An 18,814-nucleotide genomic window follows, 5' to 3' on the forward strand; every position below is an offset into this window, starting at 1 on the left:
CGATCGCCTCAGTGCGCGTGATCGGCTTCGCTCTTCCCGAGCTCGGCCTTGAGGAGGAAAGTGTTGCCGACGGCGATGTCCTCGCCCGGCTTCAGGCCGGTGGCGACCTCGACGGCGTCGTCGTCGGAACGGCCGATTTCAACCTCGCGCTTCTCGAAGCCCTCCTCCGTCCGCACGAAGACGACGCGCTTACCCTCGATGGTCTGCAGCGCGGATTTCGGCACGCGGACGGGTACCTTGTCCCGGGAGATCTCGAGCTCAGCGTTGACATAAGTACCCGGCCGCCACGCCATATCCTTGTTCGGCAGGGCAACGATGACGCGAGCCGAGCGGGTCTCGGCGTTGAGGAGGGGGCTGACGAAGATAACCTTGCCCTGCTCGTGGCGCTCGCCGCCGTCCTGGCCCGGCGTCACGGTGACGGGCGCGCCTTCCCGAACCTTGGCGAGGTCGGCGGTCGATACCGAGAGCTCGATCCAGACGGTCGAGAGGTCGGCGACGGTGTAGAGGTCGGCGGGGTCGCCTTCCTTGCCCACCGAGGTGCCGACATCGACCTTGCGCTCGACGATCCTCCCGGTCAGCGGCGCGCGCAGCTCGTACTGGCGCAAGGTCGAGGTGTTCGGAGTGGTCTCGTCCCGCTTGGCGAGCTTGGCGACCTCCGCCGCGCTGAGACCGAGCGCCGACAGTTTCTGGCGGGCGAGATCCTGCCGGAGTGTCGCCTCCGCGTACACGGCCTTGGCGTTGAGATAAGCGGACTCGGCCGAGATACGCTTGTCCCAGAGCGCGGCTTGGCGGTCGAAGTTCGTTTTCTCCAGGTCGGCTTTCACCGCGGCGGTAAGGTACTCGCTCTTGGCGTCGGCGACCTCGCGGCTGTCGAGGACGGCAACGACCTCGCCCTTCTGCACTGGGTCACCGAGGCGCTTGCGCATCTCGGCCACGGTTCCGACGACCCGCGCCGGGACGCGGGCGATCCGATCGGTATCGGGTGTGATGGTGCCGGGGACGAGGATGTGCCGAGAGATCGTCCCACCCTCGGTCCTGGCCACCTTGATGTCCTGGTTCTCGACCTGCTCGGCGGTCATCTTGATATGACCCTCCTCGCCTTCGGCCTCGGAATGGGCGTGGCCCTCGTTCTTCGTTTCGGGCTTGCCGTGGTCATGGCCGTCGCCGGTGCCCTCACCTTGGGTCGGCCCAGCCGAGGGGAACGTCGTAGACGTGGCCGGGGCAGCGACCGACGCTGTCGGGTTGGATGTGTTGAGGCCGACGGAGGCGAGGATGCTTTGAACAAAGCCGGATACGGCAGGAACGGCCGCCCCCACGAGTATGCCGGCGGCCACGAGGACCGCGATCAGGAGAATGCGCATGAGTGCCTGCTCGGCAAGGGATCTGCAGACGATGGAACGTCTCGGTCGATCCCGTTTGATGATGTAAGTGGCAGCACCTCGGACCGTTTGGGCCGGATGCGGGCGAGCGCTCGCGTGCCTTGTCGCCTCAGACGCGGGGTGGTCTGGGTAGACGGTCCGGAGCGAGCGAGGCCGCCACTTCGCTCACACGGGCATAGTACGGGCGCGTCGGCTCCAAGATCGGCGTAAGCACCACGGTATCCAGGATTGCGAGCACGTGGCAGCCACAGTGCAGATGCTCGACGTGCCCGGGCTCCCTGGCCTCCAGACCATTCGAGGCGATATCGGATGAGGCGGAGAGTTCGATCCGGCCACGGCCGCCATGGAAGACAATGTCTTCGGCAAGGCCGGATGCCGGCATGTTGACGAGGACAACCAGAGCGAGCGCGAGCATGCGGAGCGTGGTCGCCCACCAGCCCGTCGTCGCCCCGAAGACCCTATGGCGCCGTGCAGAGAACATTCCGCTTCTTATGTACGGACGATGCCCCAATCGACAAGCCCATGGCTACCATGCCGCCCATGAGGGTATCTCGATATCGTCAAAGCCCGCTCCAGCAGAGTGCTGGAGCGGGCCGTTCACGGTGCGTGAGATGGGGGAAGTTGCACCGTGAAGGGTTGAGCCACGGGCATCCAGCGGATCGGCTGCGAAAGCGTAGCTGATGCCTGCGGCGAGGAGCGTGAAAGTAATCAGCAGAGGCAGCATCCGCATGGTGGTGTTCCCCCATCGAAGCGGCCTCATACCGCTGAGTCACTTCTTGCCTTGGCTGTGTCCGTGGTTGTGACCGTCCTTCTCGGAGTGGGCCGGTTTTCCGTTCGGGCCCTTCTCCTGCGCTTCCCGCACCCGCGGATCGTCGCGGTGAGCCGGGCCGCCCGAGATGGTGCCGGTGTTCGGCACTGCCCGCTCAGGGTTCGACGCGTTGCCATGCCCGTCCCCAGCAAAGACGGGAGCCGTGGCCGCAGCCAGCAATCCCGTGGCAAGTGTGGCAGCCAGTATGCGGCTCATCGGTCCGTCTCCAGTTCTGGTGCGGCGGCGGCCGCTTCGTAGGGTAATGTAGCCGAACCGTTTGTCTGCCAGTCGCCGCGCTCGTGACGAAGTGTGTCAGCTGCCGATCCTGGCCCGGGGCATGCGGATCTTGGCCCGCAGACCACCCTCGGGCCTGTTGGTGAGGTCAAGTGTGCCCCCCTCGGCCTCGACGGCTCGCTTCGCGATGGTCAGGCCCAGGCCGGTCCCACCGGTATTGCGGTTGCGCGAGCCCTCCAGCCGCGTGAAGGGCTCGAAGGCGCGGACCACTTCCTCGGACGGGATGCCTGGGCCGTCGTCGTCAAGTCCTATGACCAAGCTCGTCGCCTCGATCCTTAGGTCGATGCACACTCGCGAGCCGTAGCGCACGCCGTTATCGACAAGATTGTCCAGCGCACGGCGGAAGGCCACGGGGCGGATGTCGGCGAGCGCGCGGCCGGGTCCTACATACGTGACGTCCCAACCGGCGTCTGCAGAAGCGTCAGCGATGCCCATCAGGACGCTGGCGACGTTGGTGACCCGCCGCGCCTCTGGATCGGCGTCGCCGCGTAGGTAGGCAAGCGTCGCATCGACCATCGCTTGCATCTCGTCGAGATCGGCGGCCATGGCATGACGCTCACCTTCGTCCTCCAGGCGATCAAGGCGCAGGCGCAGTCGGGCGATGGGCGTGCGCAGATCGTGCGAGACGGCGGCGAGAGCCTGCGTCCGCTCTCCAACCAGCAGATGGATACGCTCTTGCATGACGTTTAGCGCCCGCCCGATCCCGCGCGTCTCGTCCGGGCCGATCTCGGGGACACGCACGACGGAACCGTGCCCGATCCGACCCGTAGCCTCGGTCAGTTCGCGCAATGGCCCGGCGATGCGATGCATCAGGATGACCGCGGCTACCCCGACGAAGATGGCCATAGCGGTTGCGAGGGAGGCCCAGGGCGCGACATCCACCAAGCTCGGCGCGTGGGCCGAGCGAAATGTCAGTCCACTCCCGTCCGGGAGCTCGAAGGTCCCGCGCAAGTCCTGCCGGTGCAGCGGTTCGTCGGGCGCTTCCAGGGTGAGGACGAGGCTTGGGCCGAGGATTGGTTCAAGCGTCATGAGCCGGTCGCGGAGGCCCTGGAGCGCTGGGTCGGTTGACCCGGTGGGGCGTATCGGCGGGTGTGGGTCCCAACCAATCTCGAAGTGATTGGACGAGAGAGCCTTGGCTTCGGTGCCACGTGCCTCTGGTGGGCGTCTCAGCACAGCCTCTCGTGCAAGGACGAGTTGGCGGGCGACTTCGTTCGCGAAGGCTTCATCAGCCGCAGCAGAAGCCGAGCGGCGATAGATGATGAGCGCCCCACCGTGGACAAGGAGGACGGCAAGCAGCAGGACGGCGACGGTGCGCCCCTCCAGGCTGCGGGCTAGGCCGGCCAGTTCCCTCATACCGGCTCGACCTTGGCGGCCAGCATGTAGCCGGAGCCGCGTACCGTCTTGATGACCGGGGCCGCACCATCAGATGGCTCAAGCTTGCGCCTGAGGCGGCTAACCAAGGTGTCGACGCTACGGTCCGACGGTGTTGCGAGGCGCCCGCGACTCATCTCCAGGATTTGCTCGCGGCCGAGCACCCGCCCAGGATGCTCCAGAAAGACCAGCAGCAGATCGTGCTCCGCGCCCGACAGGTCGATGCCAGCTCCTTCCGGATCAGTTAAGGCACGGCTGCGCAGGTCCAGCCGCCAGCCGGCGAAGTTCAACGCTTCCGGCCTGGACGCCGCAGCCGGCATGGGCGCGATGGTGGCGCGGCGGAGCACCGCCCGTATCCGAGCGAGGAGCTCAGGCCGGCCAAACGGTTTGGCGATGTAATCGTCGGCACCGAGCTCTAGCCCAAGGACACGATCGGCCTCCTCGTTGCGGGCGCTCAGCATGATCACGGGGAGACCGCCCTTCGCGCGTAGCGCCCGGAGCAGGTCGAAACCCGAAGCTCCGGGCAGCATGACATCGAGCAACACGAGATCGATTGCCGTGCTCGGCAGTAGCGACCACATCTCGGCACCGCTCCGGCAGCCGGTAACCCGGAACCCACTCTCGCGCAGGACGCGGGTGACCAGCACACGCATCCCGTCGTCGTCCTCTACGAGCAGCACGTGTGCTGCTCCCTGTGGTGTCGGAGTTGAGACGATCAAAGCCGTTCTCCGTCCATGCCTCTATCCGACCATCTCATCTAGCAACAACAATAGTAGGAAGCCTGCGAAGAACATTGCGGTCACCCAGGGGCGGTCCTTGATTTCATGCGCTTCGGTAAGCAGTTCTTCCGTAACGAGATAGAGCAGGGCGATCAGCCCAAAGGCCAGGAAGGCACCTTGAATGGACAGGGGCATTGAGCTAACAGGGCCGCCGAGTAGCGCCCCTAGCGGCAGCAGCAGCACGAGGCCGGCCGTTGAGCCAATAACCTTCGGCTTTGAGGCGCCGCTCTCACCGAGTTCGTTGGCAACAGTGAGCCCGAGGAACAGCACCTCAATGGTGAGGGCCACGGTCAAGAGGATGCCGGCTTTGGCGCCAGCTGCAAAGGCAATGCCGAGGACGAGACCATCCACCAAGATGTCGATGCCGGTGATGGACATAAGCCCCACTGGCCCTTTCACGCGCCGCTCCAGCGTGCGCACACCGAGCATCACCAAGACGCCAACAGTACCACCCGCCAGGGTGGCCCATGCGGAGCCCGCATGTTTCAAGTCGGGCAAGATCTCGCTGGCAGCCGCCGCAAATACTACGCCTGCTGCGAAGTGCTGAATTGCACTGACGAGGACAGGCCCCGGCCGCAATTTGGCTGCGACAACAGCCCCAAAAACAGCTGCCGCGGCCGGGATCAGCGTGAAGGTCCAGGCTTGCATTAGAGTCCCACGTAGATCCATTCAAGCCAGAGGCGACTGCATCGCCGGGTTCCATGGCGCACAACTCTTGTCATTATCTTTACGGTATTCCCGCCACGCCTGCCGCAGGATCTGCACGGACAAGGTTAGGAAGATCCCAGCCATCACCGCGCCGACCGTGAGGGCGGGCCAGACAGTCGAGGTGCCCCATAGGCCCAGCGCAGCTGCCATCACGATGACATTGCCGATAGGGTTGGTTGACCGCCAGCACGATCGTCGGCCCCAACTGGATGACGTCGTCGACGGCGGCGCTCACCGAGGTCTCCAGTTGAGGAGCCGCATGGCGTTGGCGGTCACGAGGACGGTCGCGCCTGTGTCGGCGAGGATTGCCGGCCAGAGGCCTGTGATGCCGAGAACCGTGGTCATGAGGAACACCGCCTTCAGGCTGAGCGCGATGGCAATGTTCGTCCGGATGTTGCTCATGGTCGCCTTCGACAGCGCGATCATGTCTGGCACGTCCCGCACGCGGCCATGGAGCACCGCCGCGTCCGCCGTCTCCAGCGCAACGTCGGTGCCACCACCCATGGCAATGCCGATGTCGGCGGCAGCGAGTGCTGGGGCATCGTTGATGCCGTCTCCGACCTTGGCGACCTTGAAGCCCTCAGCCTGGAGTTCGCGCACGATCCTCTGTTTGTCTTGCGGTAAGAGTTCCGCGCGCGCCTCGATGCCGAGGCCACCCGCGACCGCATCAGCCGTTGCACGGTTGTCGCCGGTCAGCATGACGACGCGGATCCCGGACGCCTTCATCGCGGCGAGGGCTTCCCGCGCGTCCGACCGCGCTTCATCGCGCATGGCGATGTAGCCCAGGAGCCCGACGCGCGATAGCACGACCGACACAGTCTTGCCTTCGGCGTTCAGCGCCGCAATCGCCGCGACGTGCTCGTCGCCGAGGGACACGCGGCGCCCAGCCGCCTGGGGCGAGCCGAGGAACACGGCTTCGCCGCCCACCTTGCCCTCGACGCCCTCCCCAGGAACGGCACTCGCGTCGGAGGCGGGCGGCACCGGAGCCTTCTCGGCCTTCGCCTTGTTGAGGATCGCGAGGGACAACGGATGGCTCGATCCCTTCTCCAGCGCCGCTGCAAGCGACAGGACGTCTCGTGCCGGGCGCCCGACCGTCACGACGTCGGTGACCACGGGCTTGCCCGCCGTCAGCGTCCCCGTCTTGTCGAAGGCGATGGCGGTGATACGCCCAAGCGTCTCAAGCACTACACCGCCCTTCATCAGCAGGCCGCGGCGGGCACCAGCGGAAAGGCCTGCGGCGATTGCAGCGGGCGTCGAGATCACCAGCGCGCAGGGGCAGCCGATCAAGAGGATGGCAAGGCCCTTGTAGATCCATTCGTTCCAGTTTGCTCCGCCGGCCAAGGGTGGCACCACGGCGATAAGAAAGCCCACGACGAGGACGGCGGGGGTGTAGACCTTCGAGAAGCGGTCGATGAAACGCTCCGTCGGCGACTTCGACTCCTGCGCCTCCTCCACGAGGCGGACGACGCGCGCGATCGTATTGTCGGCGGCAGCGGCAGTGACGCATACCCGCAAGACAGAGCCCGCGTTGACCGTACCGGCAAAGACGGGGTCGCCGACGGTCTTGTGCTTTGGTACGCTCTCGCCCGTGACCGGCGCCTCGTCGACCTCGCCGGATCCCTCTACGACCTTACCGTCCGCTGGGATGCGGCCACCGGGGCGCACAAGGATGGTCGACCCGACCGCAAGACTTTCCGCCGTCACCTCGCTCAACTGGCCATTTCTTTCGAGGAGCGCCATCTTCGGCACGAGGGCGGAGAGACCCTGAATGCTGGCCCGCGCGCGACTGGCCGCCAGCCCTTCCAGCATTTCGCCGACGAGGAACAGGAGAACGACGGTCGCCGCCTCCTCGTGAGCCCCGATGAATACAGCGCCGATGGTGGCGATGCTCATGAGCGTTTCGATTGAGAACGGAGTGCCGAACCGGGCGGCCGTGATCGCGCGCCATGCGATGGGAGCGAGCCCGACGGCCAACGCAGTGAGGAATGCCGGGCGCTCCAGCGAAGGTGTAAGGCGACCAAGGAGGTACGCCGCGAGAAGCGCCGCGCCATAGGCGACCGTCAGCCGTGCCTTTTGGGTGCGCCACCAGGGCTGATCCACTCCTGCTGGGGCATCATGCGAATGGTCCGTATGGTCGTGCCCGGAAGAGTCCGCATGATCATGGTCACCCTTGTCGTGGTGCCGGACTGGAGGTGCGATGGCGGCAGAATTCGTACCGTTCGCTATCTCGGCGCCGTAGCCGAGGTTCCGCACCTGTCGTGTCACGGCGGCTGCATCGAAGCCGTCGACATGACGAACCTTCACCGCGCCTGTAGATACGAACACAGTGACGTCTTCCACCCCCGGCAACCGCCGGATCGCTGTGTCTACCTTGTTGCCACAGGCCGCGCAGTCCATGCCCGTGACCTTGAAGCGGCTCTCGTTCGCCACCGTGCTCATGGCGCTCTCCTTGCACCGTTCTCGGAAGGAGCCTACTTCCTCTAGTCGCTAGAGGAGCAAGGGCCAAAAATGGAATTCCCGATCGGCGAGCTATCGCGGCGCACTGGCGTCCTGATCCCGACCGTGCGCTACTACGAGCAGGCGGGACTGCTTCCGCCCCCGCCACGAACGGAAGGCGGGCGCCGCCGCTACGGACCGGCTGACGTCGAGCGTCTAACTTTCATTCGCCATGCGCGCGAGCTCGGGTTTGAGATCGAGGCCATCCGGGAGCTTCTGGCGCTCACCGCCCAGCCGGATCGTTCTTGTGCCGAGGTGGACATCATCGCTCGGCGGCACCTTGTTGAGGTTGAGCACCGCATCACACGGTTGATGGCACTGAGAAGTGAGTTGTCCCGCATGATCGGGGAATGCGGCCATGGGCGTGTCGGTGAGTGTCGGGTCATCGAGGTGCTTTCCGACCACCGCCTGTGTGCCGGGGATCGCCACTAAGAACATGCGTAGATTGTATTTTGCTACAAATCTAACGATCGCGACTGTAGGCTCATCGGCCAGGATCAGGACCATCGATCAAGATCAAACAAGTGTTGATTCAGATTTTTTAAAGGCCTCGGCCCCTTGCTCTTCCTCACCCTAGAGTTGCCTGACGAGCTATTCCACCGGCAGGACTTGTACGGGACGTTTTGGAGTCCCGACGGGGGTGCTCTGACATTCCGCTCAGCTCAGGCACCGGGCCTCGTGCAGGTGACGCCCTCAGTCTCTCTCGCGACGGCCATGGCCATCCTCGTCGAGCGGCCGCCATCGTCTTGATACACCGGATCGCTGGGCCTCTGCGCGAGCGACCCTGGCCACCCGGCCGGATCGGGCATGGAACAGTGGTACGGGTGCCCGAGAATGGGCTGGACGAGCTCCGCGGGATCGGCCGGGTCCTCAACGCGATGTAGGAGCGCATCCACCGGCTGGTTGGGGGACGAACACAGGCGTTCGCGGCGATGTGTCATGACCTGCGCACATCCATCAGCCGGCTGCGCCTGCGTCTCGACTGCTTGGAGGACGAGAGTGAGCGACGCGTCATGGCCGCGGACCTGGACGAGACGCAGGCGATGGTATTGGCCACGATCACCTACCTGCGCGGTAATGCCAATTCGACGTTGCGCCATGTTACCGACGTAACAAGCGTCCTGATGGGCGTCGCCGACGCCTTTGCGGACGTCGGTCGGAACGACGCCTTCGAGGGACCCCGCCGGGCTCTTGCCATCGTGCGGCCTGTGGCCCCCCGGCGCGCCCTGGAAAACCTCGTAGAGAACGACGTGTGCTATGGGACCAGGGTACGCATCGGCCTGGGGGGCGAGGACGCGGCCTTGATGCTTCGGGTCGTTGAGGACAAGGGCGGCATGCGCGGCCTTATCAACCGCCACGGGGACAGCCTGCGGGCCGACACCCGCCTGCCTCGAGCTGGCCCTTGCGGATGACACACTTCGTCACGAACGCGGCGAATGAGGGACAACTGGCCCAGCTATCTCAACCTTCGACGCGGCTGACACCGCACGAACACGGGAGACAGACCGATGAAGCGCACGATGTCTGCCATCTTCGCCGCGGGCATGCTGGCCGGGGCTGCGACACCCGCGCTCGCCCTGGACGGCCACGGCAACGCGTCGAACCCTGAGCGGGCAGTGCCGAACACCGGCACCGTCTCGGGCGGCCCGGCTCATCGCGACGATCCGCGGGTGCGGGAAGCGCAGGAGAAGGGCCCGAACGGAAAACCGGCCCACTTCGAGAATGACGGTCACGCGCACGGGCACAGCCACGGCAAGAAGTGATATCTGGGCGCGAGCGAATGGGAAGTACGGGATGCAGACGCTGCCCCTGCTCCTCGCCTTCGCTCCTAGCATTGAGCATCGGTTACGCGCTGGCTGAGTCCGCGCTCGCGCCAGATCTTGTTCGCGGTGCACCGTCGCCCCCTTAAGCACCGCGACAAGCCCGCCCCGGTCTGAGCCGGGGCGGGTCCCCCCCACGCCTTCACGCGGAACTCAACCGTCGATGCGGTGATGATGATGGTGCGGCCGCTCTCCGTAGTGTCAACGCCGATTGAAGCCTGACCCACCTTCGGCTCTCCCGCTTTTGTGGTGCAGGCGTGGGCGTCGTCACGGAGCCACACAGATCGTGAACGTCGACCTCCGCCTGGGCATCTAAGCCGGTGTTCAAACGCTTGCTGCACCTCATCCCCGCCGGTCTCGTCGTCGATCAGGTCGAGCTCGCGTCTGATCAGATCACCATTCGTACCCATCCCCGCGCAGCGGCCGCCCGCGGCCCGGAGTGCGGGGAGCCCTCGGCTCGGCCTCATTCCCGCTACACCCGTTCGGTGGGCAGATCTCCCCTGGCAAGGTCGGTGCGTCATCATCTCGGTCCAGACAAGATGATGGCGCTGCCCGCAGCCACACTGCGTATGTCGTGTCATCGCCGAGCGCCTGGCCGGCGTTGCTCGGTCCAGCGCGCGCCGCACTCAACGCCTCGGTGACGTGAGAGCGAGCGGCTACTTCGCCTGGAAGAACCGGTCCGCTTCAGCGCTGCAGCACGAGGATCTCGTGCTTCTCGCTCATGTTCGCTCCGCCTTCAGGCGCTCGCACGAGACCTATGGCAGCCCGCGCATGACGCACGAGCTGCGCGAGCAGGGTCTGGTGCCAGGCTGGCGGCGCGTGGCCCGGTTGATGCGGGAGAGCGGGCTCAGCGCCCGTCAGCCCCCACGCTCGCCGGACAGCACCCACATGTTCCCGGTCGCACCCAACCGACTCGACTAGGACTTCACCGCCGCGGGTCCCAATCGGAAGTTGGGATGCGGATCTTTCCTATAATTGGACGCGGGAGGGCTGGCTGTACCTGGCGGTGATCCTCGACCTGTATTCCCGGCGGGTCGTCGGCTGGGCAGTGGCGACCGGCTATATAAGGAGCTCGCCCTCCTCGCACTGCGACGAACCCTTGTCGCTAGGCAGCCGCGTGCAGGCCTACTGCATCATTCGGATCGCGGCAATCAGCATTTTTCAAACAAATAACAAGTGGAATTGCGGCGAAATGGTCTTGCGGTCCCACTGTCTGGCTAAATAAACTGCTACTTTAACGCTATGGTCGAGACGTTCTTATGGCCCTCTACATCGAGGACTTCTACGATCCCCGTCGGCGGCACTCAGCCATTGGTTTCACCAGCCCCACTCGGTTCGAGAAGGGCGACACACACCAAACCGCTCTCCACCGAACCGGAGCAAGTCCAAAATCCCTGCCGGAGAGTTGTCCAGCGATCAAATAAAAAACAGTCGATCGTGTAAAAAAAAGATGCATCCAATGCGTTTCCATGGTACACCTATTGTACCTTCTGAGTTTCGAGACCCAGAGGACACTTCTATACGCGCTCTTCAGAGCGCGTTTTTTTTGCCATAAATCAAGATATGCGACTCAAACGCAAAAAAGATCCCGGCGTACGCACCGGGATCCTCGATCAAGATACAGTTTATATTTTAGAAATCGCGTTGAACGCGCATGCGGACCTGGAACGAGTCGGTCGAGCTCACGGTCGGCAGGACTAAGCCGGCGGCGGTGACAGGCAGGCCGGCGGCGTTCACGCCAACGGCCGCACCGGTGGCCTTGTTAGCGTCGACCACGCGGCCGTTCTTGAGACCCTGGCGGGCGTACAGACCCTCGACACCGATATCGAGGTCTTTCACCGGCGACCAGATCAGGCTTGCACCGGCGACGAGCTGGTTTGTGTCACGTAGCACGTTGCTGTAGGCGAACAGCGGGGAGGCCGGGTTGCCGATCAGCGCGCTGCCGATCAGAGTCGTCGCAGCGGCGAGATTGTTTCGGCTCGACTTGCCGAAGCTCTGCTCGCCGTAGCTGCCGATGAAGGCCGAGCGCCATTGCGGCGTCCAGTAGTGCAGGTACGCGCCGACCACCGTCCAGCTGGTCGAGAGCTCCATCTTTCCGGTGAACGGATCGACCACCGCGTCCGAGTAGAAGTTGTTGAAGCTGGAGCCGGCCGCGACGTTGCCTGACGGAGCGTAGGCACCGTTGTAGCGGTTGTAGCCGGTGTACATCGTAGCGCCCTCGCCATACGAACCCTGCAGGTACAGGGAGTCGCCGGCGGCGATGAAGGGCAGGTTGATCTTCACGCCACCCTGGACGGCCCAGCCGTACTCGGTCGTCGGCCGGGGCGCTGTCGCGCCGGCGGTGGACACGATGCCCGGAAGAGGGACGATGAGGTTCGCGTTGCCGGTGTTCAGCTCGTGGACGGCAGCCGACAGCTGGGCCGAGCCCCAAGCCGCGTCGTAGCGCAGCACGCCGACAAAGTCGGGCATGCGCGAGCGCTGCACCACGTCGTAGAACGCCTCGCCGACCGGGACGCCCGCCGCGTTGGTGGCGAAGACCGGGGTGAAGTTGCCGCTGCCGGCGCCGAACACCTGGTACTGGGCGTTGGCGACCGTCGCCGAGCCGTTACCGAACAGCGGGGTCTTGCGGAAGATTGGGTCTTCGACCGAGATCGTCGCCGAGAAGCCCTGGCCAAACGTGGCGGTGTAGGCGAGCAAGTTGGTGGAGAAGACGTCGGAGCCCAGCGAGGTGCCGATCATCTCGAAGTCGTGGGCGTAGAAGTCGTAGAACGAGGCCGCGCGACCGGCGGTGAGGCCGGCGAACTGGATGAAGGCCTTGTCGACGTTCACGGCCTGCTGGGCACGGTTGAACGTGTCGATGCCCTGCGCCGGGAAGGCATTGGCGATGCGGTTCAGGGTGCCCGAGTACAGATAAGCGCCGGTACGGGAGGCGAGGTCAAAGCGGACGAAGGCGCGCAGGGTGCCGTAGGCGGTCTGCGTACGGGCGTCGATGTTGAGGCGGCCGAGACCCTGGTAACCCATCAGGTCACCGCCATTGTTAGCATTACCGCGGGTGTAGGACTGCGTGTAGCCGGCCTCGAACCGGGCGCGGCCAGAGACGCGCATGCAGGTATCAGTACCGGGAATGAAGAAGAAGCCGGCACCGTAGGCCGAGCAGACACGAACGTACTCAACAGGCGCTGCCTTCTTGACCGGCAGATCGGCAGCCTGCGCCCCTGCGACAACGGTCAGGCCGGCGGCCGAACCCAGCAGAAGGCTCTTCACGAGCTTCATTGAGACCTCCAAAAATTTCGGACCCGGGGTTGAGCGGCTGCGTTCTTTCACCTTTTGAAGGCTCTAAAACACGTCGTTCTTGGCCCCTGACCAGATCAGACCCTTCCCTGCGCGGGATGCCTGCCAAGCCGCATCGGGTTGATCCCGATGTGCGAGCAACATGGGCGAGACATGGCCAGACATCAACACGAAACGCATCGAAATCGAGTCGATAAATTAGATCGCCCATTAGATGTTGCTTGCATACCACGTTACTAATCAGACGAAATCATTTTAAATAGAGAATATAACATGCCGTGTGCATTATTTTTGAATGGCTAGACTAAAACTTGATTTGAATTAATCATGCATTCTGAATTATTAAATACAAATCAACATAAAATCGATCAAGAATCTCTTTATAAACTATTAAAATAGATGTATGACATATAAAAACAAATAATAAAATAATATTTGTACTTTTTTATAATAGCACGCTACAAAGCAAACTACATCCAAAAAAAATATGACCCGGTTTTATGCAAAAAATGGAAAACTATAAGCTTTATTTATAATTTTGGCGATCGATGATCACCTGCCAGTGCGCGCAGGAGATAAAAGAGCTAACAGGAAAATCGGTCTGGATGCGCCTAAAAAAATCAATATTATCTAAAACAGATTTCAATATTTTCTTGTTGACACACTTTGTCACGAACGCGGCGATTGGGAGACAAACAGCTCGGCTAAATCATTGCTCAAAGCGACCGCTGCTGCACCGAAGTTGGAGACGGACCGATGAAGCGCATACCGGTCGCCGACTTTACTATGAATTTGCTTTCCGCGACCGCGGCCCCGTCTTCATTGTGAACGGGCATGGCAACGCTTCAACGCCGGAGCGTGCCGTTCCGAACACCACCGCCGTCTTGGACGGCCCGGGAAGCGCAGAGCGGGGACCTAACGGCGAACCGGTCTATCTCAATGAGGACGACCACAAGCACTAACACATCCACGACAAGAATTTACAAAACAACATAACCCGCTTCGACATAGCATATCCCAAAATGATACTGTCTATGCAATTTTTCCCATACTACATTTCCCAAAAATGGGCTACGTTCTTGCAGTTGGGCTGTTTGATAGCTATGGCTCACTCTTATGGAGTGATTTTTCCCATTCACGCATCGTTAACGGCTCGCTCCAGCATTCTACTGAGACAGCATTCAGTCGTGATGAAACTTATCTACAGATACGCATGTCACTATATTGTTGATTTAAATATCAAATATTATGTCCGATTGTGTTGATAGATAATTATAGATATCATCTTGTCCGCTAAGGTAATGAGGTGCGATTATGATCGAATGACTGTTTTGATGTTATAGCAAAACACCTCGTATTATAATATTTACGAGAGAAGGGGGAATTCCGATGAAGACGCCAGAGACGCCGAGATCTACATCAGCGACACGGACAAATGTAACAATGTCAGATGTCGCGAGACTAGCAGGCGTCTCCCCGATGAGCGTCTCTAATTTCTATAATCAACCTGCCAAGGTAAGCATTGATACTCGCTCTAAGATACTCGAAGCAGCCACGGCTCTTGGGTATGTGCCAAATCTACTTACTGGAGTATATACGTCAGGCCGCAGTCGTGTTGTCGGAGCGGTCGTTCCGTCACTGCACAATCCAAGTTGCGCCAGCATGATTCAGGGTTTGGAAGATTTTTTGGGACAAAACGGCTACCGACTTATGCTGGCGATCGCTGAGAATCAGGCGAGTGAATATCGTGCAGTACGAGTGTTTCTCGGGCACCGCCTCGACGGCATCATCTTAACTGGGACCGATCATAGCCACGATGTTTTTCAACTTCTGACTCGCACTGGTGTGCCTGTCGTCGAGACATGGAGCTCAAGCGGTCCATTTATTAAAATGGGCGTAGGCTTCTCATTGTTTGAGGCAGCATTCGAGATGGCTCAGATAATGATTAATCGCGGCTATCAGCAGATCGGTTTTGTGGGACACCATTCGTATAACAATCTACATCTCTCTAAATTTCAAAATGGTTTTCAGATTGCAATGAGAGAAGCGGGGCTACGAGAAGATTTAGTTTATTTCACTACGGGAACTCTCGGTTTTGCGACAGCAAAATTTGCGCTAGACCATTTATTACAACGTGAGCCAAAGCTCCAAGCCTTGTTCTGCGCCTCTGATTTGCTTGCCGCGGGCGCTATCTTCGAGTGCGCACGACGGGGTTGGAGCGTTCCGGATCGCCTCGCCGTAGCCAGCTACGGAGACTATGATATTGCTGCGGAGATCAAACCTGGATTGACGACTATTCGCGCTTCTGGACATGACATTGGTGCAGCTGCTGCCAGAATGATTGTAGAAAGCCTAGAAGTAGGCTTGCCTCTCATCAAGACCATCGATGTTGGCTATGAAATAATTGTACGTGACAGTATATAAATATATTAAATATGAGATTTGTTATCAGTTAAATCTAATGATCCAATATCATCTGTAATTTCTAATGTTTTTTTATATATATAACGATAAAGTTTAGTATTAATTTGCCAATAAATAAAATAACTCAGATTTATTTTGTTACGGGCTTGCGAGACCGTAACCGATATCGCACCCCGCAAACAAGGGCAGAACCTACCTCGACGACGCCTTCTCAGCCGAACTCACCGACTTAGATGCCCTGATCGCCAGATCCAGCTGCCTCCTCGACTGTACCATTGCGGTGCGGAAAAAGTCGCCGCTCGGCTATCGATGCAGCCTGGCGCGAGACCAACCGGCTTGCCGCCTAGCGCCATCCAGTTGTCGACACCCGCATCCTGCCGCCAGTCCTCGCCGCCGTCGCCTACCCCGCCTGGACCGCCCTTGAACCGCTCCGGCACCGCGCCTGGCTCGGACCCTGCTTGCCGCCGACCTCTTGTGGGCTCGCGAAAAAGCCCGTGGGATTGCCCTTGTGAGTCTTGTTCACTTTGCGTGGATCGGGCGGCACGAACCATGCGGCGTTTCAGAAGATCGTGGAGTGGCCCCTGTTTCGACCGGACACGAGGGGCAACCGTGAGGACCTAGGCGGAAGCCTAGGCGTACGCCTATGCCGAACGATACGCAGCGGATCGAGATCATCACGGGACACGAGCGTCGCCGGCGCTGCACTGCCTAGGAGAAGGTGCGGCTGGTCGAGCAGGCCATGCAGCCAGGCATGACCGTCTCGGCGGTCGCCCGCCTGCATGGCCTCTCGCCAAGCCTTCTGTTCGGCTGGAGGCGTCGCTTGGCCGAAGGTGGGCAAGTGGCGGTGCAGGCCGATGACGACGTTGTCGCCGCCAGCCGTGTGCGCGAGCTGGAACTGCGCGTGCGTGATCTCGAGCGTCTGCTCGGGCGCAAGCCGGATGACGCCGGTAGCGGCTATGGACGGACCGGCTCGCGTGCCGGCAATCGGGGCAGCGGCTGCTGGCTGCGTCCAGTCGCACCGGGACGACGAGATGGTCCTCGTCTTGTTCAATGGAACGTGCGACGCGGCACTCGGGGATGGCGAAGGGGATCTTCATGTCACCCATGATGGGGAAGCCGGGCTACCGCATCATCGGCCCGAGTCAATTCACCGCCGTCCACGCAAAATGAGCAAGACCCCAATCCGGGGGAACCCCACAAAACCCTCGTGGTCTCGAGGTCGGCTCGGCTACACCGGTCGATCCCGTCGCGATACGGACTCTTTAGCTATCTTCGCCTTCTCCTTCAGGCCCGATTTTGCAGCGTCGCAAGCTTCCTGGCCGCGCCGCGCTGGGCCCGAAGGCGCTCACCGTAGCGGGCCGGCATCGCTGGCGTCTTCCAAGACCCAGCCTGCATCACCTCCAGAAGCTCAAACCCGGCCGCGAACATGTCCTGCGTCGCCCCGACCCTGGTGGAGTGCCCGGAGGGAAGACGAGGGAGCTTCAGCCCGGCCGTTGTTGCGAGATTGCGGAATACCCGGGCCACGTCTTGGTCACCGAGAGAGCGCGCGCCAACCTTGCCGCTCTTGGTCAGCGGCCGGAACAGCGGCCCGCTCTCCAGGCCTGCCGCAGTGAGCCATGCCTCGACATGCGCCATGGTGTCGGGCGCCAGGTACTTGATTGCGCCTTCGCCTTCCTGGTCGGCTTTCGAGCGTCGCACCAGGACGGTGCCGGAGCCGTCGGCGCCGCGCTCCAGATCTCCGATCTCCAAGGACACGAGCTCGGAGCGGCGCAGCAGAGTGTCGTAGGCGACGGCCACGAGGGCGGTGTTGCGAAGCGCGATCAGCGGGGTCTCTTGCTCACCCTCGGAGACGCGGCGATGCAGGCGCTCGGTCGCCTTCGCGGCAAGCATGCGGTCGATGCTGGTGCGGTTGAGGGGTTCGGCCTGTTTCTGGCGCCGTCCCTTGGTCCGGTTCATCCGCTTGACCGCGAGCCGCACGATCTCGTCGGCGCAGGGGTTGGGCAGGCCTGCGGCCTTGTGGAGCGCGGCGATGGAGGAGCGGTAGCGCTCGACCGTGGCGCGCGACTTCGTCTCGGCTTGCGCATCGATGAAGGCGGCGATCGTCTCCGGCGTCGCCGGCAGCATCGTCCGGCCGGTCTCCCGGCACCAAGCGGCGAAGATCCGGCTGTCGGCGGCGAAGGCACGGACCGTATTGTCGGCGAAGGCACCGTGCGCGGCGCGGGCGTGCTGCTCCACGCGCTCGATGAGGAACTCGTTGGTCGGCGGCAGGCCTGCGGCAAGCGGGACCGGCAGCGCCGGTGCCTCGTGGGTAGTTTCCGGGGTCGGGTTGGGGCGGTCGAGGTCCATGGGCCGAGCCTAGCCGTCCGGGCCTTAACGATCCACTGATTGAGACCGATAGCTCCTATTATCGGGCATAATTGGAGCGGCGAAATCTGCCGTGACACAACCGCGCCTTGCTGCGATTATCCGGCTTGAGGAGTAAGAGACGCTCTCTCCCTATAAGTGATATGAGGCCCCTGGTTATGGCTGAACCCCTACGCCGCACGGTACAGGTTGCCGAGAATGGGAGAATGAACCTTCCTGCGGACATGCGTCGCGGATTAGGTTTGAACGGCGCTGGGCGTGTGATCCTCACACAGGATGAGGATGGCATCCGCATCTCAACGGTCAATCAGGCCCTGAAGCGCATCCGAGCCCTGGCCGCGCCATTCGCCCAAGGGCGAGCGTCCGTGGTCGACGAGTTCCTCGCGGACCGTCGTGCCGAAGCTGCACGCGAGGATGGTGAGGATTCGGATGCCGGACGCAACTGACCCCGTGCTCGATGCCTCGGCGGTGCTGGCCGTCATATTCGGAGAAACGGGTGCCGACCGTGTGGCAGAGCATTTACCGGGCGCACGGATCTCCGCGGTCAACGCGGCAGAGGTGATGACCAAGCTGGTCGACCTCGGGATGCCGGAGGATACCGTCGATACGATCTTCGAGGGCCTGCAGCTCACGGTTGTGCCCTTCGAGATAACTCATGCGCGCGAGAGTGCGCGCCTCAAGGCGCTCACCCGGGCGACCGGCCTGTCGCTCGGCGATCGCGTCTGCCTGGCCGTAGCAGGGCAGCTTGCTGCCCCTGCGTTCACGACCGATCGAGCTTGGTCGCGACTGGACAGCACCAGCGTCGGCGTCGCAGTTGAGTTGCTACGCTGAACCAACAGCGAGCGCCGCGACCCTTGAGACGATTGCGACGGGCTCAGCGCGCGGCAACGGGCCTACCTGCTCGTCGCGCCTCGGTCCGTCAAGTTCGGACCCGTCGAAGAGCCCCCTTTATGGATGGCCCGCCCCTCACCGGGCTCCACTGCAAGGCTTGCAGGGTGGCCGAGATGAAAGATGGAGCGGAACGATGACGATCGCGGTGCTGGGGATCGATCTAAGCAAGAACACGGGCGGGTCGTGCTG

At 62.1% G+C, this 18,814-nt stretch carries 16 protein-coding genes and 3 pseudogenes; 9 read left to right on the forward strand and 10 right to left on the reverse strand.

The window, feature by feature from the left end; genetic code table 11:
• Positions 1–8 precede the first annotated feature (8 nt).
• The 8 genes and pseudogenes from VP06_RS04220 to VP06_RS04250 all read right to left on the reverse strand — a co-directional run bounded on the left by VP06_RS04220 (position 9) and on the right by VP06_RS04250 (position 7,778).
• A complete protein-coding gene (locus tag VP06_RS04220; protein WP_048462591.1) occupies positions 9–1,361 on the reverse strand; it encodes an efflux RND transporter periplasmic adaptor subunit in 1,353 nt (450 codons plus the stop codon).
• A gap of 127 nt (positions 1,362–1,488) precedes the next feature.
• Complete coding sequence (locus tag VP06_RS04225) at positions 1,489–1,794, reverse strand: hypothetical protein (protein WP_245291039.1); 306 nt, start codon at positions 1,792–1,794, stop codon at positions 1,489–1,491.
• A gap of 354 nt (positions 1,795–2,148) precedes the next feature.
• Positions 2,149–2,403 (reverse strand): hypothetical protein, encoded by a 255-nt coding sequence (locus tag VP06_RS04230; RefSeq protein WP_048462593.1) that lies wholly within the window; start codon positions 2,401–2,403, stop codon positions 2,149–2,151.
• Between the two features lie 96 nt (positions 2,404–2,499).
• Positions 2,500–3,834 carry an ATP-binding protein gene (locus VP06_RS04235; RefSeq protein WP_048462594.1) on the reverse strand — a complete coding sequence of 445 codons (1,335 nt, stop codon included), beginning with the start codon at positions 3,832–3,834 and terminating at the stop codon, positions 2,500–2,502.
• The gene (locus VP06_RS04240; protein WP_280950158.1) at positions 3,831–4,532 is read right to left on the reverse strand and encodes a response regulator transcription factor; all 702 of its coding nucleotides are present in this window, start codon (positions 4,530–4,532) and stop codon (positions 3,831–3,833) included. Before VP06_RS04240 ends, VP06_RS04235 begins: the two co-directional genes overlap by 4 nt.
• A 60-nt stretch (positions 4,533–4,592) precedes the next feature.
• Positions 4,593–5,279, reverse strand: coding sequence for a ZIP family metal transporter (locus VP06_RS04245; protein WP_048462596.1), 687 nt, complete (start codon positions 5,277–5,279; stop codon positions 4,593–4,595).
• A gap of 21 nt (positions 5,280–5,300) precedes the next feature.
• A pseudogene (locus VP06_RS37850) lies at positions 5,301–5,534 on the reverse strand (hypothetical protein); the annotation flags it as partial.
• Between the two features lie 36 nt (positions 5,535–5,570).
• Positions 5,571–7,778 (reverse strand): heavy metal translocating P-type ATPase, encoded by a 2,208-nt coding sequence (locus tag VP06_RS04250; protein ID WP_048462597.1) that lies wholly within the window; start codon positions 7,776–7,778, stop codon positions 5,571–5,573.
• Positions 7,779–7,847: 69 nt separating this feature from the next.
• Between VP06_RS04250 and VP06_RS04255 the strand changes: the two genes are divergently transcribed.
• From VP06_RS04255 to VP06_RS04270, 4 genes and pseudogenes are all read left to right on the forward strand, one after another.
• Positions 7,848–8,267 (forward strand): MerR family transcriptional regulator, encoded by a 420-nt coding sequence (locus VP06_RS04255; RefSeq protein ID WP_048462598.1) that lies wholly within the window; start codon positions 7,848–7,850, stop codon positions 8,265–8,267.
• A gap of 581 nt (positions 8,268–8,848) precedes the next feature.
• Positions 8,849–9,247 (forward strand): two-component system sensor histidine kinase family protein, encoded by a 399-nt coding sequence (locus tag VP06_RS33610; RefSeq protein WP_156295443.1) that lies wholly within the window; start codon positions 8,849–8,851, stop codon positions 9,245–9,247.
• A gap of 96 nt (positions 9,248–9,343) precedes the next feature.
• Complete coding sequence (locus VP06_RS04265) at positions 9,344–9,598, forward strand: hypothetical protein (RefSeq protein ID WP_048462599.1); 255 nt, start codon at positions 9,344–9,346, stop codon at positions 9,596–9,598.
• Between the two features lie 696 nt (positions 9,599–10,294).
• Positions 10,295–11,079 (forward strand): annotated as a pseudogene (locus VP06_RS04270) (IS3 family transposase); the annotation flags it as partial.
• A gap of 208 nt (positions 11,080–11,287) precedes the next feature.
• Here the strand turns inward: VP06_RS04270 and VP06_RS04275 are convergent.
• On the reverse strand, positions 11,288–12,928 hold the full coding sequence (locus VP06_RS04275; protein ID WP_048462600.1) for a porin: 1,641 nt from the start codon (positions 12,926–12,928) through the stop codon (positions 11,288–11,290).
• A gap of 566 nt (positions 12,929–13,494) precedes the next feature.
• On the opposite strand from VP06_RS04275, the gene VP06_RS37855 reads away from it, so the two are divergent.
• The 3 genes and pseudogenes from VP06_RS37855 to VP06_RS34395 form a co-directional block, all read left to right on the forward strand.
• The gene (locus tag VP06_RS37855; RefSeq protein ID WP_245291040.1) at positions 13,495–13,908 is read left to right on the forward strand and encodes a hypothetical protein; all 414 of its coding nucleotides are present in this window, start codon (positions 13,495–13,497) and stop codon (positions 13,906–13,908) included.
• A gap of 481 nt (positions 13,909–14,389) precedes the next feature.
• Positions 14,390–15,370, forward strand: coding sequence for a LacI family DNA-binding transcriptional regulator (locus tag VP06_RS34390; protein WP_280950162.1), 981 nt, complete (start codon positions 14,390–14,392; stop codon positions 15,368–15,370).
• Between the two features lie 643 nt (positions 15,371–16,013).
• Positions 16,014–16,304 (forward strand): annotated as a pseudogene (locus VP06_RS34395) (transposase); the annotation flags it as partial.
• A gap of 350 nt (positions 16,305–16,654) precedes the next feature.
• On the opposite strand, the gene VP06_RS04280 reads toward VP06_RS34395, so the two are convergent.
• A complete protein-coding gene (locus VP06_RS04280; RefSeq protein ID WP_048462601.1) occupies positions 16,655–17,716 on the reverse strand; it encodes a tyrosine-type recombinase/integrase in 1,062 nt (353 codons plus the stop codon).
• 224 nt (positions 17,717–17,940) lie between these two features.
• Here VP06_RS04280 and VP06_RS34400 point away from each other — a divergent pair, with 224 nt between their 5' ends.
• A complete protein-coding gene (locus VP06_RS34400) occupies positions 17,941–18,180 on the forward strand; it encodes an AbrB/MazE/SpoVT family DNA-binding domain-containing protein (RefSeq protein ID WP_245291041.1) in 240 nt (79 codons plus the stop codon).
• Positions 18,164–18,565 (forward strand): type II toxin-antitoxin system VapC family toxin, encoded by a 402-nt coding sequence (locus tag VP06_RS04285; protein ID WP_048462602.1) that lies wholly within the window; start codon positions 18,164–18,166, stop codon positions 18,563–18,565. The genes VP06_RS34400 and VP06_RS04285 overlap by 17 nt, the downstream gene beginning before the upstream one ends.
• The last annotated feature ends 249 nt before the right edge of the window (positions 18,566–18,814 follow it).

The sequence above is a fragment of the Methylobacterium aquaticum genome, from assembly GCF_001043915.1.
In the GTDB taxonomy this organism is placed as follows: Bacteria; Pseudomonadota; Alphaproteobacteria; order Rhizobiales; family Beijerinckiaceae; genus Methylobacterium; species Methylobacterium aquaticum.